We start from the raw sequence: 24,046 nt of genomic DNA, 5'->3' as shown, positions 1-24,046 counted from the left end.
TATGTGTCTTTCGGTCCCGGCAAAGATTTCGAAAATTCTTCCCGACGATATGGCGATCGTGTCCATCGATGGGGTCAGCTTGGAAATATCGATCGCTCTCGTCGAGGAGCTCGATGTCGGCGACAACGTTCTTGTCCATGTCGGCTACGCGCTATCCAAGATCGACCCGACAGAAGCCAAGCGCACGTTGGAGCTCCTGCAGGAACTAGGCAGTGCAGGGCGGGAACCCCGATCATGAAATATGCCGATGAATTTCGTGACAAGACCATCGCACAGGGGCTCGCGCGGGCGATTGGCGCCGAAGCCGGTCCGCGACGGGCTTACCGGTTCATGGAATTCTGCGGCGGGCACACTCATGCGATCTCCCGCTACGGCCTCGAGGATTTGTTGCCTGCGAATGTTCGCATGATCCACGGGCCCGGTTGTCCAGTCTGCGTTCTGCCCGCGAGCCGGATCGACATGGCGGTCCGGCTCGCCGAGCGTCCGGAGGTCACTCTGTGCGTGTATGGCGACCTGATGCGCGCGCCCGGGTCGCAGGGGCAGTCCCTGATGCGCGCCAAAGCGCTCGGCGCAGACATTCGGATGGTCTATTCGACGCTCGACGCTATCCGGCTCGCCGAACAGGTGCCAACCAGGGAGGTGGTCTTCTTTGCCATCGGATTTGAGACCACGACGCCCCCGACGGCGGTGATGGTCCGGATTGCCGAAAAGAAGCGGCTGAGGGGCCTCAGCGTGTTCTGCAACCACGTGCTTACGCCCTCTGCGATGCACAGCATTCTCGAGAACCCGAAGATGCGCAACATCGGTGGGGTCGCAATCGATGGCTTCGTCGGTCCTGCACATGTCAGTACGATCATCGGTACGCAGCCTTACGAGCCCCTAGTGGAACAATTCGGTAAGCCGATCGTCATCGCGGGATTTGAACCGCTCGACGTGATGCAGGCAATCCTGATGCTGGTGCGGCAGGTGAACGAAGGCCGCTACGAGGTGGAGAACCAATACAGCCGTGCGGTGACGCGCCAAGGCAATCGTCGCGCCAAGGACGAGGTCTCGCAGGTATTCGAACTGCGTGAACAGTTCGAGTGGCGAGGGCTTGGGCTCGTCCCCAACAGCGGACTGAAGCTGAAGCGGGCTTATGCCGGATTTGATGCCGAGGCGCGCTTTGCGATGCACGAACTGCGTGTCGCCGACAATCCGGCATGCGAGTGCTGCGCGATCCTGCGCGGCGCCAAGCGGCCGGTTGACTGCAAGCTGTTTGGAACCGTCTGCACGCCGGAAACACCCGTTGGGTCCTGCATGGTTTCCTCGGAAGGCGCCTGTGCTGCGTATTGGACCTACGGCCGAGTTCGCGATGATCAGGTGAGGCGGTTGTCATGAGCGTCAAGGATTATCATGGCAAGCTCGACGTCGAGAACGGACGCGTTGATCTTTCCCACGGATCTGGGGGGCGCGCCATGGCACAATTGATCTCCGGCCTTTTTCACCAAGCCTTCGGTAATGAATGGCTCGCCCGCTGCAATGATCAGTCGGCGTTTGAGGTTGCGGCAGGCAGGATGGTGATGACGACCGACGGCTATGTGGTCTCGCCACTGTTTTTTCCTGGCGGCAATATCGGGTCATTGGCTGTGCACGGCACGATCAATGATGTCGTGATGGCCGGCGCGCGTCCGCTCTATCTGTCAGCTAGCTTCATCATCGAGGAGGGTTTTCGGTTTTCGGATCTAAGGACGATTGCGCAGTCGATGGGCGCGGCGGCGCGCGGTGCCGGCGTTTACATCATCACTGGGGATACCAAGGTCGTCGAGCGCGGCAAGGCGGATGGGTTGTTCATCTCTACGACCGGGATCGGGGTTCTGGCCGATGGGCTCGATCTGTCCGCCGACAAAGCAAGGATCGGGGACCGTGTGCTGGTGTCGGGCAGCCTTGGCGATCATGGGGTGGCGATCATGTCAACGCGCCAGAACGCCGCTCTTCAAGTTGAGATCGTCTCGGATTCCGCATCGCTGCATGACTTGGTGGCCGTCATGGTGGCGGCTGGCGGGCGCGGCATCCACGTGATGCGTGACCCCACGCGCGGCGGTCTTGCCGCCACCCTCAACGAGATTGCGCATCAATCTGGCCTCGGGTTCCGTCTGCAGGAAGCGGCCATTCCGGTAAAGCCCGCTGTTGCGGCAACCTGCGAACTCCTTGGGCTTGATCCGATCCATGTCGCTAATGAGGGCAAGCTCGTTGCGATCGTCGCGCCTGGTGTGGCTGATGCCGTGCTTGCGGCCATGAAGGGGCATCCGCTCGGATGCGATGCAGCCGATATTGGCGAGGCCGTAGCTGACGATCACAAATTTGTGCAAGTGGCGACCAGTTTTGGCGGCGGAAGAATTGTCGATTGGTTGTCAGGCGAACAATTGCCTCGGATCTGTTGAACACGCCACGCGCATTTGCGGGGAGCATGAGGGAACGATGATTAGCTCAGCGAGCATGCTCGTCTCAATACGCTTCGCATCTGCTTGTTTGAAATCCTGCGTAGCTAGTCCAAGATCGCTGAATTCCTGCGCCATTTAGGCGCCGGCCTCGCAATATCGTTGCGCTCTTGCGATTAAAAAACCCCTCTAGGCAGGGAGCGTTCAAATGAAGGTCGGAGTCCCCAAGGAAATCAAGGCGCACGAATATCGCGTGGGCCTTACCCCTGGAGCCGTCCGCGAATATGTGGCAGCGGGCCACCGCGTGATGATCGAGGCCAATGCCGGCGCCGGCATTGGTGCAACCGATGACGATTATCGCGCCGCCGGCGCAACGATTCTCGATTCCGCAGGCGAGGTATTTGCATCGAGCGAGATGATCGTAAAGGTTAAGGAGCCTCAACCGTCCGAATGGAGCCAGCTGCGGGAGAGCCAGATCCTCTTCACTTACCTGCATCTGGCGCCGGACCCGGAGCAGGCCAAGGGGCTCCTGAAATCTGGGTGCACCGCGATCGCTTATGAGACCGTAACTGATGCCCATGGTGGTCTTCCACTGCTGGCGCCGATGAGCGAGGTCGCGGGTAGGCTTGCGATCGAAGCTGCGGGTAGTGCGCTGAAGCGCAGTGCAGGCGGACGAGGGCTGTTGATCGGTGGAGTGCCCGGTGTTCAGCCGGCTCGGATCGTGGTGATCGGAGGCGGCGTCGTCGGCACGCACGCCGCACGCATGGCGGTCGGTTTGGGCGCGGAGGTCACCATCATCGACCGTTCGATACCCCGGCTCCGCGAGTTGGACGAGCTATTCGAAGGGCGCGTTCGTACCAGATTTTCCACCATCGAATCCGTGGAGGAGGAGGTATTTGCGGCCGATGTGGTCATTGGTGCGGTGCTCGTTCCAGGAGCGAGCGCGCCGAAGCTGGTCCGCCGGAGCATGCTGAGCTCAATGCGCAAAAGGGCGGTCATCGTCGATGTCGCTATCGATCAAGGCGGCTGCTTTGAGACATCGCACCCAACCACTCACGCTGATCCAACTTACGAAGTGGATGGCATCATTCACTACTGCGTCGCGAATATGCCCGGCGCTGTGCCGCTAACCTCGAGCCAGGCACTGAACAACGCCACGCTGCCGTTTGGTTTGGCTCTGGCCAACAAGGGCTTTTCCGCCGTGCTCGATAATCCGCACCTGCGCGCGGGCCTCAATGTCCATCGGGGCCGGCTGACTTACAAGGCGGTTGCCGAGAGTCTCGGGCTCCCCTTCTCTCCGATCGAACAGGCTGCGGCCTGATTCCCAGAGGCCCACACGGGCGTTTCCTCCCTGACTTGGGCCACCCTTCGGGGTGGCTTTTTTTTCGGCAATTTCGATCTGCCGAGCCCCGCTGGCGTCTCTTCGGAGTACGGACCGAAGCCGAGGGGGCATCAGACGATCGCGCTTGGCTTTCGGTCGTCCCCGTGATGCCAGCCGAAGTAGTTCCGTCCTCTACAGGGAAAGCAGATTTTCCGGTAATCCGCGGGGATTAACATTGCCTGCCGCGGCTCGCCCAGAAGGACCGCGATCATCGAAGCGACCTTTATCTGCGCGATCGGGCACGACGTTTTTTGGCTGTGCTGTGGAGAGGCGAGCCGGGCTGACGAACGTGGCCTGATCGGCCGACCGCCGCCGGATCGACCCTGCGCTCCAACTATGCGTCGCGATCAAGCTGCCGTGAGGCCGATTGTAGCATTTGCGACAATCGTTGAGGCGGCGACATGCCTTGGAAAATAGCCGAGACAAATCAAGCCCAAGCTCTTTGGCATAAGACTTGAAAGCAAGAAGCGGTCCGCACTTTGCTTATGGAATCGCAGTAATGGCCTACAAGATAATCGCGTCCCAGTGCACCGTCTGTGGCGCGTGTGAGTTCGAATGTCCCAACGCGGCGATCAGCCTGAAGAACGATATATATGTGATCAATCCAGCCAAGTGCACTCAATGTGAGGGTCATTTTGACGCGCCGCAATGCGCTGTCGTTTGCCCAGTGCCCGACACCTGCGTGCCGGCATAAGAGGTCGCCGATGAGGGGAACTCCGGCGCAAAGCAGGATGAAGACTCTAGCGACGGCTCTCTGGGTTGGGGACCTGATTCTCTCACCCGCTGATCCCGCGTTGGCCATGACTTGCACGATCAGCTTGGAGGGTCGCGCTGGGCAATCGTCGTCGGCTAGAGTTTTCCGTGTGGGAGCGGAGTAGACAATGGTAGCTGTACAAGAGACGGTCGAGCGCGTCCGGCGCATCGACGTCGACCAGTATCGATATGGGTTTGAGACGCTGATCGAGTCCGACAAGGCCCCGAAGGGGCTGTCGGAAGACACCGTCCGCTTCATCTCCGCAAAGAAGAATGAACCGGCCTGGATGCTGGAATGGCGCCTCGAGGCGTATCGCCGCTGGCTGACCATGACCGAGCCGACCTGGGCGCGCGTCGACTATCCGAAGATCGACTACCAGGACATCTACTACTACGCGGCGCCGAAGCCGAAGAAGACGCTGTCCTCGATCGACGAGATCGATCCGGAAATCCTCAAGACCTACGAGAAGCTCGGCATCCCCCTGCGCGAGGTCGCGATCCTCGAGGGCGTCGAGCCGCCGCCTGGTGGTGAGCAGACGCCGAACCGCAAGATCGCGGTCGACGCCGTGTTCGATTCGGTCTCGGTTGCGACCACCTTCCAGAAGGAGCTGAAGGCGGCCGGCGTGATCTTCATGCCGATCTCGGAGGCGATCCGCGAGCATCCCGAGCTGGTGCAGAAATATCTCGGCACCGTGGTGCCGACCTCGGACAATTACTTCGCGACATTGAATTCGGCTGTGTTCTCCGACGGCTCGTTCGTCTACGTGCCGCCGGGCGTGCGCTGCCCGATGGAGTTGTCGACCTATTTCCGCATCAACGAGCGCAACACCGGCCAGTTCGAGCGCACGCTGATCATCGCCGACAAGGGCTCCTACGTCTCCTATCTCGAGGGCTGCACCGCGCCGCAGCGCGACGAGAACCAGCTGCACGCCGCCGTGGTCGAGCTCGTCACGCTCGACGATGCCGAGATCAAGTATTCGACGGTGCAGAACTGGTACCCGGGCAATTCGGAAGGCAAGGGCGGCATCTACAATTTCGTCACCAAGCGTGGCGACTGCCGTGGTCGCAATTCGAAGATCTCCTGGACCCAGGTCGAGACCGGTTCGGCGATCACCTGGAAATATCCGAGCTGCATCCTGCGCGGCGACAATTCGAGCGGCGAGTTCTACTCGATCGCGATCTCGAACGGTTTCCAGCAGGTCGACAGCGGCACCAAGATGATCCACCTCGGCAAGAACACGTCGAGCCGGATCATCTCCAAGGGCATCGCCGCCGGCAAGTCGCAGAACACTTATCGCGGCCTGGTCAGCGCCCATCGCAAGGCAACCGGCGCGCGCAACTACACCGCCTGCGACTCGCTTCTGATCGGCGACAAATGCGGCGCGCACACCGTGCCCTATGTCGAGGCCAAGAATTCCTCGGCGACGTTCGAGCATGAAGCGACGACGTCGAAGATTTCCGAGGACGTGCTGTTCTACTGCGTGCAGAGAGGCTTGAGCGAGCAACAGGCCACTGGCCTCGTCGTCAACGGTTTCGCGAAAGACGTGCTGCAAAAGTTGCCGATGGAATTTGCGGTTGAGGCGCAGAAGTTGATCTCTATCTCGCTCGAGGGATCCGTCGGGTAACTAAACGTTTCCGCGAGCCCTTGCGATTGCGGCTTGCGTTCTGGATGACGCATTTCAGGGGCAGGTTAAATGGCGCTACTCGAAGTCCGAGATTTGCATGTTGGTATCGAGGGCTGCGAAATTCTTCGCGGCCTCGATCTTGCGGTCAATGCGGGTGAGGTGCATGCAATCATGGGGCCGAACGGCTCCGGAAAGTCCACACTCAGTCACGTTATCTCCGGCAAGCCCGGCTATCAAGTTAGCGCTGGCCAAATCCTATTCAACGGTGAGGACCTGCTCGCGATGGAGGCAAGCGAGCGCGCGACTAGGGGCGTATTTCTTGCCTTCCAATATCCGGTGGAAATTCCCGGGGCGACCACCATGAACTTCCTGCGCGCGGCGCTGAACGCCCAGCGCAAGGCGCGAGCACAAACGGAATTCTCCACCCCCGATTTTATAAAACGCGTTCGCGAGGTTGCTAATTCGCTCAATATACCGCAAGGCATGCTCAAGCGCGGCCTCAATGTCGGATTTTCCGGCGGCGAGAAGAAACGCAACGAGATTCTGCAGATGGCGCTGCTCGAACCGAGCCTGTGCATCCTGGACGAGATAGATTCCGGTCTCGACATTGACGCGCTGCGGATTGTCGCGGGTGGCATCAACGCTCTGCGTTCGTCGGAGCGCGCGATGATTGTAATCAGCCACTATCGGCGGCTTCTCGACTACATCGTGCCGGACGTTATCCACGTGATGTCGAAAGGGCAGATAAGAAAGAGCGGCGGAAAAGAACTCGCGCTGGAGCTTGAGGCTTGTGGCTACGCACAATTCGAAGACGCGGCGTGACCGCGCACGAGATTTCCCGATGAAGCAGGTTGTGACCAAAACCGCCGCCGGGCGCGCAACGGACAATGTCTTTGCCGCGGCGCATGGACGGTTGCCTGGCTCCGGGCTCGTCGCTCATATCCGTGCGAGGGCGTTCGAAGCCTACGAGCGTGCCGGCCTCCCGCAACGCATCGAGGCCTGGAAATACACCGATCTGCGCGCGCTGATGGGCGCGGTCCTGCCGCTCGCTCCGCGACCCGATGCGGCTGCGCTGGTGCGCGCAGCGGCGTCGGTTAAGCAAACAGCAGTCGATCGGGCGGTCAAACTCGTCTTGGTGGATGGTGTATTCGTACCGGAGCTTTCTGATGTGGACAGTCTGGAAGACGGGGTCGCTGTGCGGTCGCTCCGAGAGGTCCTGGAAGATACGACCGACAGTGCGATGGCCGGCCTGGTGCTGTCGACGACGACTGATGCGGTGATCTCGCTCAATGCGGCAATGGCGACCGATGGCTTCGTGATTACGATCGCTGACGGCGAAGCGGTGAAGCGTCCGATTCAGATCGTTCACGTCACGACCGGATCGTTGGTGTCCAACTTCACGCGTTCCTATCTGCAACTTGGCCAAGGCGCGCATGCGGCCTTAGTGGAGAGTTTCGTCTCGGCTGAAGGCGCGAGCGGCTATCAGACCAACGATGCGACAATTGCCCTGGTTGGTGACGAGGCGAACCTGTCGCATATCCGACTGGCGGCCGACGCCGCTGACGCCGTGCATATCTCATCAAGCATCATCGCGGTCGGCGCAAAAGCGAAGCTCGATTTCTTCAGCATGACTTGTAGCGGCTCCGTCAGTCGCTACCAGGGATTCGTCACGCTGACTGGCGAGGGATCCAAGCTCTCGGCGAACGCCGTCAATCTCATCAGGCACAAGCAGCATGTCGACACGACAATGGTCGTCGATCACGCCGTGCCACATTGCACCAGTCGGGAGAAGTTCCGTGCGGTGATCGACGAATGCGGCCGTTCGGTGCTCCAAGGCCGGATTGTCGTTCGTCCTGGCGCGCAGAAGACGGACGCCACGCTGACGACGCGGGCGCTGCTTCTGTCCGACGAGGCCCGGGCCGACAACAAGCCCGAACTCGAAATCTTGGCCGACGACGTGACTTGCGGCCACGGATCGACGTCAGGTGCGCTGGACGGTGCACTCGTATTTTATCTGCGTGCTCGCGGTCTATCCGAAAAGGACGCGCAGGCGTTGCTGATTGGAGCATTCCTGGGCGAGGCGATTGAGGAAATCGTCCCCGAGAGCCTGCGCGATTTTGTGACCGCGCAAACTGAACACTGGATGCAGGCGCGGAGATGAGCGTGCATCCCGCGATGAGCAATGGCAGGTACGAGGTCAACCGTCTGCGTGCGGACTTTCCTGCGCTGAGCATGACGGTTTATGGCAGGCCGCTGGTCTATCTCGACAATGCCGCCTCGGCTCAGAAGCCGAAGGCGGTACTTGACCGCATGATGCAGGTCTACTCAAGCGAATATGCCAACGTTCATCGCGGTTTGCACTACCTCGCTAACGCTGCGACCGAGGCGTATGAAGGCGCGCGTGCCAAGCTGGCGCAATTTGTGAACGCCCGTCTAAACGAAGAGATCATCTTCACCCGCAGCGCCACCGAGGCAATCAATCTGGTCGCCCAGACCTTCGGCCGTGAACGCGTCACCCCGGGGGATGAGATCGTTCTCTCGATGATGGAACATCATTCCAACATCGTGCCGTGGCATTTTCTCAGAGAGCGCCACGGCGCGGTGATCAAATGGGCACCAGTGGATGATGACGGCAACTTCCTGCTGGATGCCTTTGAGCAGCTCCTGACCCGGCGCACCAAGATGGTTGCGATCACACAAATGTCGAATGCTCTGGGGACCGTCTTACCGGTAAAGGAGGTGGTGAGGATCGCTCATGCTCGCGGTATCCCGGTGCTGATCGATGGTTCGCAAGGATGCGTCCATCTGAACGCCGACGTCTGCGACATCGATTGCGATTTCTACGTGATGACGGGCCACAAACTCTATGGTCCGACCGGCATCGGCGTGCTCTACGGCAAATCTGAGCATCTGGCGTTGATGCCACCCTTCAATGGCGGGGGCGAAATGATCCGTGAGGTCTCACGTACCGGCGTCATCTATGGTGATCCGCCGCACCGCTTCGAGGCGGGTACGCCACCGATCGTCGAGGCGGTCGGTCTGGGGGCGGCTGTGGACTACATCAATTCAATAGGCAAGAAGCAGATCCGCGAGCACGAAAGCGCACTGCTTGCTTACGCTCAGCAGCAGCTGGCGGACATCAACTCCGTGCGCTTGATCGGCACACCAGCCGAGAAGGGGCCGATCATCTCCTTTGATATGAAGGGTGCGCATGCGCATGATATTGCCACCGTCATCGACCGCGCAGGTGTGGCGGTGCGGGCAGGGGCCCATTGCGCGATGCCGCTGCTCAAGCGCTTCGGTGTTCTGGCGACATGCCGTGCGTCCTTCGGCCTCTACAACACACGTGAAGAGATTGATACGCTCGTCGGTGCGCTCATCAAGGCGCGGCAGCTGTTCTCGTGAGACGGCGAGTGGGCCACGTCTAAGTGGCTAGGGAGCTTGCATCGAACTCGGCGGGCGATGACGTCATCCACATGACCATCATCGTCTTCGCTGAAGGTAAGCATCCGTCGTGCCCGGCAGCATAGATGGTATTGGCAAGCCGGAGCCGCCAGCCACCCACTCGTCCATGTTAGCGGCCGTCCCGCCGCGCGCGATCGCAAAATCTTGCAATCGGCGGCAACTGCGCGTCTTCGAGAACTGCGCGGCGCAACTTCGCGCATAGCCGGCACTTGTTCCATTTCGAACAGGGTCAACGAAGAAGTCTCCGCGCAAAGCGCGATGTCGCGTTCGCAACAACAACCAGCCTCATCGGACGGGCCGCGCTAACTGTGTCTATTTGTTCTGGTTTTTGCGCTCCCGACGGACTGGCATGCTCGTTGCAAAAGTCTTTATCAGCAAGAAGCACTTCCAACCGCTAACCCTTGAAGGACATCAGCATGAGTCTCGCCACGACCCAGAGCATTGCAGAAATCAGGGCTCGTAACAAACAGCTGATCGACGAGGTGCTGAAGGTCTATCCAGAGAAGACCGCGAAGCGGCGTGCCAAGCATCTCAACGTTCACCAGTCCGGGAAGTCCGATTGCGGAGTCAAGTCCAACATAAAATCCATACCTGGTGTGATGACAATCAGAGGCTGCGCCTATGCAGGATCCAAGGGGGTGGTCTGGGGGCCGATCAAGGACATGGTCCATATCAGCCACGGCCCGGTTGGCTGCGGCCAGTATTCGTGGGGCTCGCGTCGTAACTATTACGTTGGCACAACGGGCATCGATAGTTTTGTAACCCTGCAATTCACCTCCGATTTCCAGGAGAAGGACATCGTATTCGGTGGCGACAAGAAGCTGGTCAAAGTCCTTGACGAAATCCAGGAGCTTTTCCCGCTCAACCACGGCATCACCATCCAATCGGAATGCCCGATCGGATTGATCGGGGACGACATCGAGGCCGTGTCAAGGTCGAAATCCAAGGAATATGGTGGCAAGACCATCGTGCCTGTCCGCTGTGAGGGCTTTCGCGGCGTGTCGCAGTCGCTTGGCCACCACATCGCCAACGACGCGGTGCGCGATTGGATCTTCGACAAGCTCGACCCCGACGGCAAACCAAAGTTCGAGCCGACGCCCTACGATGTTGCGATCATTGGTGACTACAATATCGGCGGCGACGCCTGGTCATCGCGAATTCTGCTGGAGGAAATGGGCCTGCGGGTGATTGCACAGTGGTCCGGCGACGGTTCACTCGCCGAGCTCGAAGCAACGCCGAAGGCGAAGCTCAACATTCTGCATTGCTACCGTTCGATGAACTACATCTCGCGTCATATGGAGGAGAAGTTCGGTATCCCCTGGTGCGAGTACAACTTCTTCGGACCTTCAAAGATCGCAGAATCGCTGCGCAAGATTGCCGGCTATTTCGACGACAAGATCAAGGAGGGTGCCGAGCGGGTGATCGAAAAGTACCAGCCGCTGGTGAACGCCGTGATCGCAAAATATCGCCCGCGCCTGCAGGGCAAGACGGTGATGCTGTACGTCGGCGGGCTTCGTCCGCGTCATGTGATTGGCGCCTACGAGGACCTCGGCATGGAAGTCGTGGGAACCGGATACGAGTTCGGTCATAACGACGACTATCAGCGCACTGCCCAGCATTATGTAAAGGACAGCACGCTCATCTACGACGATGTCAACGGCTATGAGTTCGAGCGCTTCGTGGAAAAGCTCCAGCCTGATCTGGTCGGCTCGGGCATCAAGGAAAAGTACGTTTTCCAAAAGATGGGTGTGCCGTTCCGGCAGATGCATTCCTGGGACTATTCGGGCCCATATCACGGCTATGACGGCTTTGCGATCTTTGCGCGCGACATGGACATGGCTGTCAACTCGCCGATCTGGAAGAAGATGAAGGCACCTTGGAAGGAAGCCTCGAAAGCCAAGCTCTTGGCTGCAGAGTAACAAGCACTTGGTTTCACAATAGAGCAACCGATCCCGCTCTCTGCGGAGAGTTGGGCGATATCAATTTCGATAGTGAAGGATCCTAACATGGCGCAGAGTGCAGAACATGTGCTCGATCATCTCGAACTGTTCCGCGGTCCAGAATACCAACAAATGCTGGCCGACAAGAAGTTGTTCGAAAATCCCCGCGATCCTGCCGAGGTCGAACGTATCAAGGAATGGACGAAAACCCCCGAATATCGCGAAAAGAATTTCGCGCGGGAGGCGCTTGCGGTAAATCCGGCCAAAGCCTGCCAGCCGCTTGGCGCCGTTTTCGTCTCAGTCGGTTTTGAGGGCACGCTGCCCTTCGTCCATGGCTCGCAAGGCTGCGTGGCCTATTACCGCAGCCATCTGTCGCGGCACTTTAAGGAGCCGAGCTCCTGCGTGTCTTCGTCGATGACGGAAGACGCCGCTGTGTTCGGGGGGCTGAACAATATGATCGACGGCCTCGCCAACAGCTATAACATGTACAAACCCAAGATGATTGCGGTCTCGACGACCTGCATGGCTGAGGTAATCGGCGATGACCTCAACGCCTTCATCAAGACGTCGAAGGAAAAAGGCTCGGTTCCGGCAGAGTTCGACGTGCCGTTCGCACATACGCCGGCGTTCGTCGGCAGCCACGTCACGGGCTACGACAACGCACTCAAGGGCATTCTCGAGCATTTTTGGGACGGCAAGGCCGGAACGGCGCCGAAGCTGGAGCGCAAGCCAAATGAGGCAATCAACATCATCGGCGGCTTTGATGGCAATACCGTTGGAAATCTTCGCGAGATCAAGCGAATCTTGGCATTGATGGGCATCGAACATACGATTCTCGCCGATAACTCTGAAGTCTTCGATACCCCGACCGACGGCGAGTTCCGGATGTATGACGGCGGCACCACGCTGGAAGACGCGGCGAACGCGATTCACGCCAAGGCGACAATCTCCATGCAGCAATGGTGTACGGAAAAAACGCTGCCGTTCGTGTCCGAGCATGGCCAGGACGTCGTGTCTTTCAATTACCCGGTCGGTGTGTCCGCAACAGATGATTTTCTCGTGGCGTTATCACGCATCAGCGGCAAGGAGATTCCGGAGGAGCTCGCGCGAGAGCGTGGCCGCTTGGTTGATGCCATCGCGGACTCCAGCGCGCATATCCATGGCAAGAAGTTCGCGATCTATGGCGATCCTGATCTCTGCTATGGGTTGGCTGCCTTTCTGCTCGAACTCGGCGCCGAACCGACCCATGTGCTGTCCACCAATGGCAACAAGGCGTGGCAGGAAAAAATGCAGGCGCTGTTTGCAAGCTCGCCATTTGGTCAGGCCTGCCAAGCCTATCCGGGGCGGGACCTCTGGCACATGCGCTCGCTCTTGTTCACAGAGCCGGTTGACTTTCTGATTGGCAATACACACGGCAAGTACCTGGAACGGGACACTGGAACGCCACTAATCCGAATCGGGTTTCCAATTTTTGATCGACATCACCATCACCGCTCCCCCGTGTGGGGCTATCAGGGCGGCCTGAATGTGCTGGTGAAGATCCTCGACAAGATCTTCGATGAAATTGACAAGAAGACCAATGTTCTTGGCAAGACTGACTATAGCTTCGACATCATTCGTTGATGGCGGAGAGTGCGCGTGCCATCGCCGGAACACTCGCCGATGGCGCGCGTGCAACATGGTCGGCAGAGAGTTGCTTTCGCAGAGAGGAATAAACTGATGAGTTCGCTAGCGGCCACGGTCCAGGATATCTTCAGCGAGCCGGGCTGCGCCAAGAATGGCAATAAGTCGGAGGCTGAGCGCAAGAAGGGTTGCACCAAGCAACTGCAGCCGGGCAGCGCTGCGGGCGGGTGTGCCTTCGACGGCGCCAAGATTGCGCTGCAGCCACTTACCGACGTCGCTCACCTCGTGCATGGTCCGACCGCATGCGAAGGCAATTCTTGGGACAATCGCGGCGCGGCGTCATCCGGCTCTAGTCTGTGGCGCACGGCGTTCACAACCGATATGAACGAAACCGATATCGTATTTGGGGGCGAGAAGCGGCTCTGCAGAGCGATTAAAGAGATCATCGACAAGCACGACCCGCCCGCAATATTCGTCTATCAGACCTGCATCCCGGCCATGATCGGCGACGATATCAACGCGGTCTGCAAGGCGGCGTCTCATAGGTTCGGCAAGCCGGTGATTCCGATCAATTCGCCGGGGTTCGTTGGTTCCAAGAACCTCGGTAACAAGCTCGCCGGCGAGGCCTTGCTCGACTATGTAATCGGAACGCAGGAGCCGGACTACGCCACACCGTACGATGTCAACCTGATCGGAGAATTTAATCTCTCGGGAGAACTCTGGCAGGTAAAGCCGTTGTTCGAAGAGCTTGGCATCCGGATTCTGTCTTGCATCTCGGGCGATGGCAAATATCGCGAAGTCGCTTCATCCCATCGCGCACGGGCGGCGATGCTGGTTTGCTCGAAGGCCATGGTCAACGTCGCACGCAAGATGGAGGAACGCTACGGGATCCCGTTCTTCGAAGGGTCGTTCTACGGTATTCAGGATTCGAGCGATTCGCTGCGCCAGATTGCCCGCCTATTGGTTGAACGTGGCGCGCCGCAAGAGCTGCTCGGGCGCACCGAAGCGGTGATCGCACGCGAGGAGGCGAGAGCGTGGGCTGCGATCGAGCCGTACAAGCCACGATTCAAAGGCAAGAAGGCTTTATTGATTACCGGCGGCGTCAAGTCATGGTCGGTCGTTGCGGCGCTACAGGAAGCCGGCCTGGAAATGGTCGGAACCAGTGTGAAGAAGTCAACGAGGGAGGACAAGGACCGCATCAAGCTGCTCATGGGGCAAGATGCCCACATGATCGAGGATATGACGCCGCGCGAAATGTACAGAATGCTGAAGGACGCCAAGGCGGACATCATGCTCTCGGGCGGCAAATCGCAGTTCGTTGCATTGAAGGCGGCGATGCCTTGGCTCGATGTCAACCAGGAGCGTTGCCACGCCTATATGGGCTATGTCGGGATGGTCAAGCTGGTGGAGGAGATCGATAAGTCGCTCTCTAACCCGATGTGGGTGCAGCTACGTCGACCGGCGCCATGGGAGGCTTTGGCCAAGGCGATGGTGCATATGCAATCGCCGGTGGCGGCGATCGCGCGCGATCCGGCGCTCGCCGAAGCGGCGCGGCGCGCGAGAAAGATCTGCTCCTGCAACACGGTCGATCTCGGCACGATCGAAGATGCGATCTACGCGCATGGCCTGAAGAGCGTCGAGGCAGTCAGAAATCACACCAATGCCGTCGGTGGCTGCTGCAAGCGACGCATCGAGGACGTCCTGGCGTCCGCGCCGCGCGCCGGGCTGCAGGCCGCCGAATAGGAAGGTGTCATGGCCATCGCGACGTTGCCGACAAAAGCATGCGCGGTTAACCCGTTGAAGATGAGCCAGCCGATCGGCGGCGCATTTGCGTTCATGGGGCTAAGCGGGGCGATGCCGCTTTTGCACGGCTCACAAGGTTGCACCTCCTTCGGGCTCACCCTCTTTGTGCGGCATTTCAAGGAGGCTGTACCGCTGCAGACCACTGCGATGAGCGAGGTCGCGACCGTGCTCGGCGGCTATGAGAATCTCGAGCAGGCGATACTCAATATCTACAATCGTACCAAGCCAAAGATCATCGGAATCTGCTCGACCGGTGTCACCGAGACCAATGGAGACGATGTCGATGCCTACCTCAAGCTGATCCGGGACAAGCATCCGCAGCTTGCGAAATTACCGCTGGTTTATGTCTCGACGCCTGATTTCAAGGGGGCGTTCCAGGACGGCTGGGAGAAGGCCGTGGCGAGCATTGTGGAGTTGCTGGTGGAAGGGCCAAACGTCAATGGCCTGCGCGATCCATCGAGGGTGAATGTTCTTCCAGGATGCCACCTCACGCCGGGTGATCTTGATGAACTTCGTGCCATCCTGGAGGATTTTGGGTTGCGGCCGTCCTTCCTGCCTGATCTGGCGGGGTCGCTCGACGGGCATATCCCTGATGACTTTACCCCAACGACCATCGGCGGCATCGGCGTGGACGAAATCGCGAGCATGGGCCGCGCAGGGTGGACTATCGCGATAGGCGGGCAGATGCGGCGAGCAGCAGAGGTCATGCAGGCCAGGACCGGCGTGCCATTTCGCCTGTTCGAACGGTTATGCGGTCTCGGTCCGAACGACGAATTCGTGACTTTTCTGAGCGAGATCAGCGGCCGCCCCGTGCCATCGAAATATCGGCGCCAGCGCGGCCAGCTCACCGACGCAATGCTGGACGCGCACTTCCATATTGGTGGTCGCAAACTTGCAATCGCGGCCGAGCCAGACCTGCTGTTCGACCTGTCCAGTATGCTGCACGAGATGGGCGCGCAGGTGAGCGCGGCGGTGACGACCACGCAGTCGGCGGTGATCGAGCGGATCAAGACCAAGGAGGTGCTGATCGGCGATCTTGAGGATCTGGAAGAGCTAGCCAGAACAAAGCATTGCGACCTGCTGATCACGCATTCGCATGGCAGGCAAGCGGCGGCTCGGCTGAAAATCCCGTTCTATCGAGCCGGTTTTCCGATGTTCGATCGGCTTGGTGCAGGGCACCAGCTATCCGTCGGTTATCGTGGTACGCGCGCTCTGATCTTTGATATCGCCAATCTTGTGATCGCGGACCGCGAGGAGAATCATCAGCCGACGCCCGATAGATGGAGGCCTTTGGCGGCACTGCCGCTAACGTCGGGCCACCGCAGCGCAGCTGAGAGGTCGACTGCATGAAGGTCGCATTCGCCACGCAAGACCTAAGACGCGTCGATGCCCATTTTGGGTGGGCAAAGAATATCGCTATCTACGATGTCGCGCCAAACGGGCACGTGTTTCTCAAAGCGGTTGAGTTCGAGGGAGATCTCAAGGAAGACGGTGACGACGATAAGCTGGCGCCGAAGATCGAGGCAATCAAGGATTGTGCAATCCTGTATGTTGCCGCCATCGGCGGTGCCGGTGCTGCGCGGGTGGTGGCCAACAACATCCATCCTATCAAGGTGAATAAGCCAGAGAACATCCTGGCGCTGCTCGAAAAGCTCGAGCGCGTATTGAAGGGCACGCCGCCGCCGTGGCTACGCAAGGCCTTGGCGAAGGACCAACGGCGCACATTCGAGTTCGACGAATGAGGTGAGATGACCGAGGCCACAGAAATGGCGCAGCAGGGCGACGCCCTCGATTCCCCGTTCCTCAAGGAACTGGTCAAGATATGGCGTGCTCAGGATACCAACGGAGCCTGGGAGGCCAAGAGCGATTTCGAGCTGCTTGAACCCTATATCTTGGACAAGGAGAAGCGACGGGCACTGCCGATTGTCGGCGATCCTGATCCCGACACGCTGTGGCGGCTGGAGCTGTTCTTCAATGCAGTCGCACTCTCGATCGAGAGAGCTACCGGCGTGATGATCCAGCCGATGCTGAAGATGCACCATGAAGGTTTTGGCCGCATGGTGCTGATCGGGGGGCGGCTGATCGCCGTGAACAGGCAGCTGCGCGATATGCATCGCTTCGGCTTCGATAACCTCGCAAAGCTCGCGCAGGAGGGTGACAAATATGTCGGGGCCGGAATTGACTTGATTCGGAAATTTCCGGACGTGGCAAACTATTGAGGGCATTCATGAGCGATCGTGAACTACTGAAGGCGGAGCTAAAGAAACTTTCGGCCAAAGCGCTCCAAGCCAAAATGGATCTGCACGACCTCTCGGAAGAACTTCCCATCAACTGGACATCGATCATGGTGGTGGCGCAGAAGGCGCATGATGCCTATGCCGAACTCGAACGCAAGAGCCATGATTTGAAGGCGCTGGAAGTTAATTAGAGGAGGCCGATTCATGTCATTTGCAACGCGTGATGGCCGCGACTGGACGCCGGACTACTTGATTTCGATAGATGCCAACAAGTGCATCGGCTGTGGCCGGTGTTTCAAGGTGTGCGGTCGAGATGTCATGACGTTGAGGGGGATCAACGAAAGTGGCGAACTTGTCGACCTCGACAATGACGATGACGATGAAATTGAAAAGAAGATCATGGTTTTGAATGATCAGGGCGCCTGCATCGGCTGCGGAGCCTGCGCCAGAGTTTGCCCGGCCAGTTGTCAGACCCACGGATCAGCCGCAACCGAAGCTGCGTAAGCCGAAGGCCGGGTCTGTCCCTACGGCAGGCGTGCGGCATGTAGCGGGCGAGAGCCATTGCTGGTCGCGTGCAACACGGGCGTGAAGATCAGGCCGGCCTGCGCTGATAGTCTCGATGGTCTAGACGACCTGCCGCGGCCCGACGATGCCGCTGCACCGAACGGCGGGGACAGCGCAACAGCGCGTCACGAAATGGTCGATATCGGCAGCACACGACTAAAACGCACAGAACTGGAAAACGAGAGCGTAAGGGCGGGCCGGTCCTCGATAGACGTGTGCATTTGTTCAAGTATCTGATCAAACCCCCAGCCTGCAAGTGCTCTAATGAAAGGCGATCGTGCGTGTGGCGATGAGTGGCCAGTCCTTGAGGGATGGACCATCGTCAATGTGACGTAATGTGCACTCACCGAATGCAATTCGATGAGTAGCGCGTGCGGCGCGAATGCGCGCGGAGCGCCTGGTCGTAGCGTGCGAGGCGGACAGAGGCTTTGCGCTATCTGGGTCAGCTTGCGGTAAGCTAGGCTGTGTATTCTAGTCGGCAGAGCTTGCGCGGCACGAGCTCAACAGCGTGCAAATTTGCCGATAGGAGAGCGATCTGATGTATGGCAGAATCGTTGGCTCATCGAGCCCGTCCACAGGCGCCAGCCAAGCTGATGAAGCGGGAGAGGCGGGGGACAGCTCGCATTTTGCGGAAATGGTTGCAGGCGTCGGTTCAAGTGGGGCGTCGCCGGCGCGATACTCTCTGGAATCCAATCCGCCCATTTCCGAGATCGATCGCTCTTCCTTCAATGACGGACTGTGGAGATTTCTGGGTTCTGATATCCAGAGCATCGCAAGTAGCCGGGAAGAGTACTCGGATTTCGTATCCAAGAAAGCTGAGCGCGCAGCAACGGTCGCTGGAAGCTATCTCCACACCTACGATGATCTGTCCAGGCCAGCGAAATTTTTCAGCTATAAATTGGGTGACGAAACGGTCGGCCTCTTAAGAGTGGGAGGTCCGGTTCGGATCAAAGGAGACGCCTTCCGGAACCAGTTTGGCCGCAACGATCTGACGTCTGTGGTAGACCTTCGGGTGACACATCCCCTGGTCGAGAATGCGGGCGATATTCTGCTGGAACATCAACTGAGAATTGATGCGCGCAACGGCGCTGAGCCGCTGATCTTGTCAAAACCAGCCTTAGGCGGGATGGAACCCCGCCTGGTGGAAATGGGTTTTGTTCACGTGGGGCGAAACCACTGGGTGCTTGATCCTCACCAGCATCCGGAAGTGTGGACCAAGAATGAGAACGACGAGTGGCAGCGAGTAGGCAGGCCTACAAAGTACCTCGCCAAGGCAGGGGATGGTGATAGCGCTACCCAAGCGCCTCGCCAGTGTGACTCTTCTGACGAAGATGAATCGACAGCATACTACTACTTGGAGCGCGCCCTTGCGGGGATGCACACAGAGTAGAGCAGCTGTAAGTCGCGGGAGCCGGCAGGAAATGGCTGGCGTTTCGTGGATTGCGCGCGCCAGCGAAGGCTATGGCCTGATGAGGCGCACGCTCCCGGTGTGCGCCCAAGGATGATTTTGGCGGTGACCGCGGTTACCGCCAACAGCGGGCACGCCGACTTTAAGGCGTGCCTCGCTGCGAGCTATTAGATCGACTGCAGCAACGACGCGTGCGGCGTTGTTAGCTGGCGGTCAATGCGGCGTCTGCGGAGCATTCAGCAGTCCCTGCATTTTCGCCAGTCTTGGTTGAAATGCATCATTCTCATCAGTCAAGCTGCGCAGGCCCGCAAACGCAAGCACATCTATGCACATGCGAAGATCGAGAATACAAAGAGACGGTGTGCTTCGTCACATACCGTAGACAGCCACACCATTCCGCAGTGCGATGCGACTCGCCTGACTGTGGACGAAAGCGGAACCTTCGAAAGGCTAGAAGATCAATGCTTGCGCGGGATTCGTCTCATCATGCACCAACGCGAGTGAGTTGTTGTACAGGCGAGCTTTTACGTCTCGAGTGCTACAATGCGGAGCCAATCTGGCGAGCTCCTACGGTTGTCGCATTGTTGACACAGGTGATATGAAGCGTGTCGTCGTATTCGACGAGCAATGAATGCAGTCAGACGCCATTTACGCGATTTGCGGTCTTAGCGACATTCCAAGCCGCCGGGCCATGGGATTCCGTCTTATGATCGTCGATCACGACGGCAATCAGCGGCCGTGGTCTATCGTTGTGGTGCGCTGGGGCAAGACGGTGCTCGGTTATCTCAATAGATGCCCGCACAACGGCGTTAATTTGGACTGGGAGCGGAACGAGTTCCTCGATCCATACGGCGTCCGGCTGATGTGCGGTAAACACGGATCGACCTTCGAACTTGGCACTGGCCGGTGCGTCGAAGGTCCGTGCAAGGGCAGAGCGCTCACGCCGATCGCCTTGACAGTTCTGGATGGTGATATCTGTGTCGTCGGCGTGCGTCTTGTCGAAGACGATACGCCTTTTGATGAATGAAGCCAGCGCTCAGACCGGCCGATTTTCGTTTCGATTCTTCACGGGTTCCATCCTCTTCAGCCCATCTTCGTACGAGATCTCATCACAGGACAGATCCAGATTCTTTGCCGCATCGAGCAGGTAATCCAGCTTGCCACCTGAATCGAGCTTCTTGATGTCGTCCTTGTTGATTCCGACCAGGTCCATCATCTCCTTCCAAACTGTGGACTCGTCGCACGGAAGGACGTGGAAAGTGGCATCGCCAAGCCTGACTCGGTATTTCGCCAGCAGATCTATGTTGTTGCAGAACATGAAGTAGCTGCCGTCGGGGCTTAACGCGCCGTCCAGCACGCCTGCAACGTCGGCAAGATAGGCGAAGGAATGCAGATAGCCGGCTAGCACCGGAATGGTTCGCTCTCCATCATGGGCGATGGTCAAAACTTGTTCGATCGAATAGTCCGGCGGCCGCTTCTCGTCCGCGACCTGGGTTTGGAATTTCAGTGCGACGTCACCGCGAAAGCCGAACCGCCCAGGCTTAATGGTCCCGCCTTTGAATACGGCATTGAGCAGGCGACCCTCCTTCTCAAGTCTGCCGAGTGCGGTGTTCTCGATTGCAGTCATTAGAACGTTCCTCGATCTAAGCGTTTCACCAACGCTTCGGCGTCGGTGCGAGATGCAATGCAAATTGCTTGCCGCCCATGTGCAGCGGTCTGCGGCATAGCCGGGAAGGAAAAGGCGTGAAATGGGCACCGACAGCCTGAAGCAGCCTTGTCCGAAATTCGACACGAGTACCAAAGTCAACAGGCGTGGCCCGAAAAGGCAAGCATCATCAAATGTCTGCGCGCTGGCACATGACTTGCCAAGAGCACGCAGTCCTAAGCAGATGAAGGATAAGCCATGATCAACCTGACGGATAGCGCGGTGAATGCGGTCAAGAGTGCGATTTCATCATCGACACAGCCAGCTGGCGGCCTGCGCATTATGGTCGAGGCAGGCGGCTGCAACGGGTTCAAATACACGATGGGTCTGGTTGAGGAACCGAAGCCCGACGACAAAGTGATTGAGTGCGGTGACCTGAAGGTGTTTGTCGACGACAAGAGCCATCAACATCTGGTCGGAACAACCATCGACTTCGTGATGGCGCTGGAGAGCGCAGGCTTCACCTTTCACAACCCGAACGCCACCTCGAGCTGCTCCTGCGGAAAATCGTTCAGCTGATATGGAAGAGACATCGAGCATGTCGGCCGAATCAGAGCAACTCAGGCAATTGCAGGCCGCCGTGAACGGCCGAAGACCGCGCATTCGCGCCGTACTCGAGAAGATCCGATCCATTCTGCAACGGGGTGACAGCAGTCGAGTGATCCGGATCGGTGGCAGCAGGAACATGGTCTGCGTTGGTGGCAGCGCGTTTTGCGAGCTTTTGAGCGGATCGTTGGAAGGCGTTCAGGCGCGGCTTGTCGAGAGACTCGGCGAATTCGTCCGTTTCATCCCGGTTGCTGCAGCAGCCAAGGCGTGAGATTGAGTGGGGGATCAGGTGCCGATTTATCTCGATAACAACGCGACGACGCGGACTGATCCGTCCGTCGTGCAAGCCATGTTGCCTTACTTCACCGAGCGATTCGGCAATGCCTCATCCAGCCACGCCTTTGGCGGCGAGGCCGCAACCGCGCTGAAGCAGGCGCGCCGTAGCTTGCAGGATCTGTTGGGGAATGCCGACGATCATGAGATCATTTTTACCTCAGGTGGGACCGAGGCAAATAATGCTGCCATCCTCTCGGCGCTTGCGAGCCAGGAAGGCCGTGACGAGATCGTTACCACCTCGGTTGAGCACTCCGCCATCCTTTCCCTGGTCGAGCAATTGGCGCCGAAAGGCGTCAAGACACATATCATACCGGTAGATTCCCGCGGCCGGCTCGACATCGAGGCGTTTCGCTGCGCGCTCGGGCCCCGCACGGCGATCGTCTCGACCATGTGGGCCAATAACGAGACCGGTACGATTTTTCCCGTGGAGTTTCTGGCCGGGTTGACCCGTGAGGCAGGCGCGCTGTTTCACACCGATGCGGTCCAGGCCGTCGGTAAGGAACGCGTCGACCTGAAGGACAGTGCGATCGACATGCTGTCGCTTTCGGCGCACAAGCTGCATGGCCCAAAAGGGATTGGCGCGCTCTATCTGCGCAAAGGGACAAAATTCCGGCCGCTGATTTGGGGCGGATCACAGGAACGTCGACGCCGCGGCGGTACTGAGAATATCCCTGGCATCGTTGGTCTTGGAAAAGCTGCGGAGCTGGCGGTGGAGCGGCTCGAGCCGGAGCGTGTTCGCATTGGTGCGTTGCGCGACCGCCTGGAGCAGGGGATTTTGCGCAGCGGCGAGTGCGCGGTGCTCGGCGATACTAGCAACCGGCTAACCAACACGGCCAACATCGCGTTCGATGATCTTGAAAGCGAAGCAATCGTCCATCATCTCGATCGTGCGGGCATTGCAGTGTCGCTGGGGGCAGCCTGCAAGTCCGGCTCAATGGAGCCATCGCATGTTCTGCGCGCCATGCGGGTGCCGGAGCGGAGTATGCGCGGCGCGGTGCGCTTTTCTCTGTCGCGTGAAACCTCTGTTGCGGAGGTCGATGAGGTCGTGTGCGTACTATGCGACATCGTGGCTCGCCTGCGCGCCAATTTGCGGGGATCGGCCAGTCTGGCCAGCTATGCGCGGCAGTCGAGGGAGTTGAGCTCGTGAAGATCATGATTCGCCGCGCTCCGGACTCGGGCCTGTCGATCTACGTGCCGAAAAAGGATCTCGAACAGTCGATCGTGGAATCCGAGCACGAGACGCTATGGGGCGGCTGGATCAAAATAGCCAATGGCTGGGTGCTCGATTTGCCGCAGATGGCGACCGATACGCGCTTACCGGTGACAATCAATGCCAAGAAACGAGGCGAAAACGGTGACGATCCGTGAATGCGCCCGTGCAAATCGATTTTGTCAACGCAACCGATGCTAAGGCCATTCTCGCGGACGTTGCTGCCGGGCTGAGGGCCGCGAGCATTGTTCCCTATATCGGTCCTGGCCTTGCTGAACTGTCCAGACCCGATGTGCCGACGACGCCTGAGGCGTTATCTGCTTTCTTCGCCAGCAAGGTCGCGCTGCCGCGACGGGCCAAGAGCAATGCATGGGCCGCGGCGCAGCACATCGAAATCAGCAAACATCGCTCCACCGTGACGGCATTGATGGCGCAGGCCTTCGCTCGGCCGGTCGAGCCGACCGCCTTGCACGATCATCTTGCGTCTCTGTCGCTGCCCATCATAGTCGATACATGGTATGATGGCGCGATGCGCGGGGCGTTGGATAAGCGCGATGGATGGGGCGAAGTGCAGGGTATCACCCGCGCCAGCATTGGCGAGAATCGCTGGTATCGCTTTTATGACTCGATTGGCCAAGCGGTCGACGGTGTCGTGGCGGATGGCTGGGCGACGGTGCTGTACAAGCCGCATGGCGGTGTGCAGCCGGCAAAGAACTTCCTGATCTCCGACGCGGACTATGTCGAGGTGCTGACCGAAATCGACATCCAGACACCGATTCCGGACATCATCAAAGAAAGGCGGATCGGACAGAGCTTTCTCTTCATCGGCTGTCGGTTCAACGACCAGCTGTTGCGTAGCTATGCCCGGCAAATCATCAAGCGTACAGCCAAAACCCACTATGCGATCGTTGATCTAGATGCGCTCTCACGCAATGAGCTCCGCTTTCTGCGCGAGCAGGGCCTGACGCCGCTTGCGATTGGATTGCCTCGCGCAGTCGAGATACTGCTCACCCATTAGGGCGTTGCGAAGCCA

The 24,046-nt window shown here is 58.8% G+C and carries 25 protein-coding genes; 24 read left to right on the top strand and 1 reads right to left on the bottom strand.

Features of this window, described 5'->3' with window-relative positions; translation table 11 throughout:
- Window position 1 precedes the first annotated feature (1 nt).
- From CO675_RS08340 to CO675_RS08250, 19 genes are all read left to right on the top strand, one after another.
- A complete protein-coding gene (locus tag CO675_RS08340; protein ID WP_075968855.1) occupies window positions 2–238 on the top strand; it encodes a HypC/HybG/HupF family hydrogenase formation chaperone in 237 nt (78 codons plus the stop codon).
- Window positions 235–1,377: a hydrogenase formation protein HypD gene (hypD, locus tag CO675_RS08335; RefSeq protein WP_016846852.1), complete on the top strand. Its 1,143-nt coding sequence runs from the start codon at window positions 235–237 to the stop codon at window positions 1,375–1,377. The genes CO675_RS08340 and hypD overlap by 4 nt, the downstream gene beginning before the upstream one ends.
- Window positions 1,374–2,420, top strand: a complete 1,047-nt coding sequence (gene hypE / locus CO675_RS08330; protein WP_016846853.1) for a hydrogenase expression/formation protein HypE — start codon at window positions 1,374–1,376, stop codon at window positions 2,418–2,420. Before hypD ends, hypE begins: the two co-directional genes overlap by 4 nt.
- A 205-nt stretch (window positions 2,421–2,625) precedes the next feature.
- Window positions 2,626–3,738, top strand: a complete 1,113-nt coding sequence (gene ald, locus CO675_RS08325; RefSeq protein WP_018269904.1) for an alanine dehydrogenase — start codon at window positions 2,626–2,628, stop codon at window positions 3,736–3,738.
- 559 nt (window positions 3,739–4,297) lie between these two features.
- Window positions 4,298–4,492 carry a 4Fe-4S binding protein gene (locus CO675_RS08320; RefSeq protein ID WP_075968854.1) on the top strand — a complete coding sequence of 65 codons (195 nt, stop codon included), beginning with the start codon at window positions 4,298–4,300 and terminating at the stop codon, window positions 4,490–4,492.
- Between the two features lie 187 nt (window positions 4,493–4,679).
- Window positions 4,680–6,176 carry a Fe-S cluster assembly protein SufB gene (gene sufB, locus CO675_RS08315; protein ID WP_097671498.1) on the top strand — a complete coding sequence of 499 codons (1,497 nt, stop codon included), beginning with the start codon at window positions 4,680–4,682 and terminating at the stop codon, window positions 6,174–6,176.
- Window positions 6,177–6,245: 69 nt separating this feature from the next.
- Entirely contained in the window at window positions 6,246–6,998 is a 753-nt protein-coding gene (gene sufC / locus CO675_RS08310; protein ID WP_028343124.1) for a Fe-S cluster assembly ATPase SufC, read from the top strand.
- A 19-nt stretch (window positions 6,999–7,017) separates the two neighbouring features.
- Entirely contained in the window at window positions 7,018–8,337 is a 1,320-nt protein-coding gene (sufD, locus tag CO675_RS08305) for a Fe-S cluster assembly protein SufD (protein ID WP_016848149.1), read from the top strand.
- Window positions 8,334–9,581, top strand: coding sequence for a cysteine desulfurase (locus CO675_RS08300; protein WP_016848150.1), 1,248 nt, complete (start codon window positions 8,334–8,336; stop codon window positions 9,579–9,581). The genes sufD and CO675_RS08300 overlap by 4 nt, the downstream gene beginning before the upstream one ends.
- A 476-nt stretch (window positions 9,582–10,057) precedes the next feature.
- Window positions 10,058–11,560 carry a nitrogenase molybdenum-iron protein alpha chain gene (gene nifD, locus CO675_RS08295; RefSeq protein WP_026192298.1) on the top strand — a complete coding sequence of 501 codons (1,503 nt, stop codon included), beginning with the start codon at window positions 10,058–10,060 and terminating at the stop codon, window positions 11,558–11,560.
- 87 nt (window positions 11,561–11,647) lie between these two features.
- Window positions 11,648–13,204 (top strand): nitrogenase molybdenum-iron protein subunit beta, encoded by a 1,557-nt coding sequence (gene nifK, locus CO675_RS08290; protein ID WP_018269909.1) that lies wholly within the window; start codon window positions 11,648–11,650, stop codon window positions 13,202–13,204.
- A gap of 96 nt (window positions 13,205–13,300) precedes the next feature.
- On the top strand, window positions 13,301–14,947 hold the full coding sequence (nifE, locus tag CO675_RS08285; protein WP_097671497.1) for a nitrogenase iron-molybdenum cofactor biosynthesis protein NifE: 1,647 nt from the start codon (window positions 13,301–13,303) through the stop codon (window positions 14,945–14,947).
- 9 nt (window positions 14,948–14,956) lie between these two features.
- The gene (gene nifN / locus CO675_RS08280) at window positions 14,957–16,357 is read left to right on the top strand and encodes a nitrogenase iron-molybdenum cofactor biosynthesis protein NifN (protein ID WP_026192299.1); all 1,401 of its coding nucleotides are present in this window, start codon (window positions 14,957–14,959) and stop codon (window positions 16,355–16,357) included.
- The gene (gene nifX, locus CO675_RS08275) at window positions 16,354–16,749 is read left to right on the top strand and encodes a nitrogen fixation protein NifX (RefSeq protein WP_018269911.1); all 396 of its coding nucleotides are present in this window, start codon (window positions 16,354–16,356) and stop codon (window positions 16,747–16,749) included. Before nifN ends, nifX begins: the two co-directional genes overlap by 4 nt.
- Before the next feature lie 6 nt (window positions 16,750–16,755).
- Window positions 16,756–17,226: a NifX-associated nitrogen fixation protein gene (locus CO675_RS08270; RefSeq protein WP_018269912.1), complete on the top strand. Its 471-nt coding sequence runs from the start codon at window positions 16,756–16,758 to the stop codon at window positions 17,224–17,226.
- Between the two features lie 8 nt (window positions 17,227–17,234).
- Window positions 17,235–17,435, top strand: coding sequence for a CCE_0567 family metalloprotein (locus tag CO675_RS08265; protein ID WP_016848159.1), 201 nt, complete (start codon window positions 17,235–17,237; stop codon window positions 17,433–17,435).
- Window positions 17,436–17,448: 13 nt separating this feature from the next.
- Window positions 17,449–17,748 carry a ferredoxin III, nif-specific gene (gene fdxB / locus CO675_RS08260; protein ID WP_018269913.1) on the top strand — a complete coding sequence of 100 codons (300 nt, stop codon included), beginning with the start codon at window positions 17,449–17,451 and terminating at the stop codon, window positions 17,746–17,748.
- Between the two features lie 598 nt (window positions 17,749–18,346).
- Complete coding sequence (locus CO675_RS08255) at window positions 18,347–19,198, top strand: hypothetical protein (protein ID WP_018269914.1); 852 nt, start codon at window positions 18,347–18,349, stop codon at window positions 19,196–19,198.
- A 649-nt stretch (window positions 19,199–19,847) separates the two neighbouring features.
- A complete protein-coding gene (locus CO675_RS08250; protein WP_026192300.1) occupies window positions 19,848–20,243 on the top strand; it encodes a Rieske (2Fe-2S) protein in 396 nt (131 codons plus the stop codon).
- Window positions 20,244–20,252: 9 nt separating this feature from the next.
- Here CO675_RS08250 and CO675_RS08245 read toward each other — a convergent pair whose 3' ends face one another.
- Window positions 20,253–20,843, bottom strand: coding sequence for a hypothetical protein (locus tag CO675_RS08245; RefSeq protein WP_016848163.1), 591 nt, complete (start codon window positions 20,841–20,843; stop codon window positions 20,253–20,255).
- A gap of 276 nt (window positions 20,844–21,119) precedes the next feature.
- Here CO675_RS08245 and CO675_RS08240 point away from each other — a divergent pair, with 276 nt between their 5' ends.
- The 5 genes from CO675_RS08240 to CO675_RS08220 are packed head-to-tail and all read left to right on the top strand — an operon-like array spanning window position 21,120 to window position 24,031.
- Window positions 21,120–21,440: a HesB/IscA family protein gene (locus tag CO675_RS08240; protein ID WP_018269916.1), complete on the top strand. Its 321-nt coding sequence runs from the start codon at window positions 21,120–21,122 to the stop codon at window positions 21,438–21,440.
- Between the two features lie 19 nt (window positions 21,441–21,459).
- Window positions 21,460–21,738 (top strand): hypothetical protein, encoded by a 279-nt coding sequence (locus CO675_RS08235; RefSeq protein WP_026192301.1) that lies wholly within the window; start codon window positions 21,460–21,462, stop codon window positions 21,736–21,738.
- Window positions 21,739–21,756: 18 nt separating this feature from the next.
- A complete protein-coding gene (gene nifS / locus CO675_RS08230) occupies window positions 21,757–22,950 on the top strand; it encodes a cysteine desulfurase NifS (RefSeq protein ID WP_018269918.1) in 1,194 nt (397 codons plus the stop codon).
- Window positions 22,947–23,171 (top strand): putative nitrogen fixation protein NifT, encoded by a 225-nt coding sequence (nifT, locus tag CO675_RS08225; RefSeq protein ID WP_018269919.1) that lies wholly within the window; start codon window positions 22,947–22,949, stop codon window positions 23,169–23,171. The genes nifS and nifT overlap by 4 nt, the downstream gene beginning before the upstream one ends.
- Window positions 23,168–24,031 carry an SIR2 family NAD-dependent protein deacylase gene (locus CO675_RS08220; protein ID WP_018269920.1) on the top strand — a complete coding sequence of 288 codons (864 nt, stop codon included), beginning with the start codon at window positions 23,168–23,170 and terminating at the stop codon, window positions 24,029–24,031. Before nifT ends, CO675_RS08220 begins: the two co-directional genes overlap by 4 nt.
- The last annotated feature ends 15 nt before the right edge of the window (window positions 24,032–24,046 follow it).

Origin of the sequence: Bradyrhizobium sp. C9, assembly GCF_002532045.1 — a bacterium.
Classification (GTDB): Bacteria; Pseudomonadota; Alphaproteobacteria; order Rhizobiales; family Xanthobacteraceae; genus Bradyrhizobium.
This window is presented reverse-complemented; position numbering and strand designations above follow the sequence as displayed.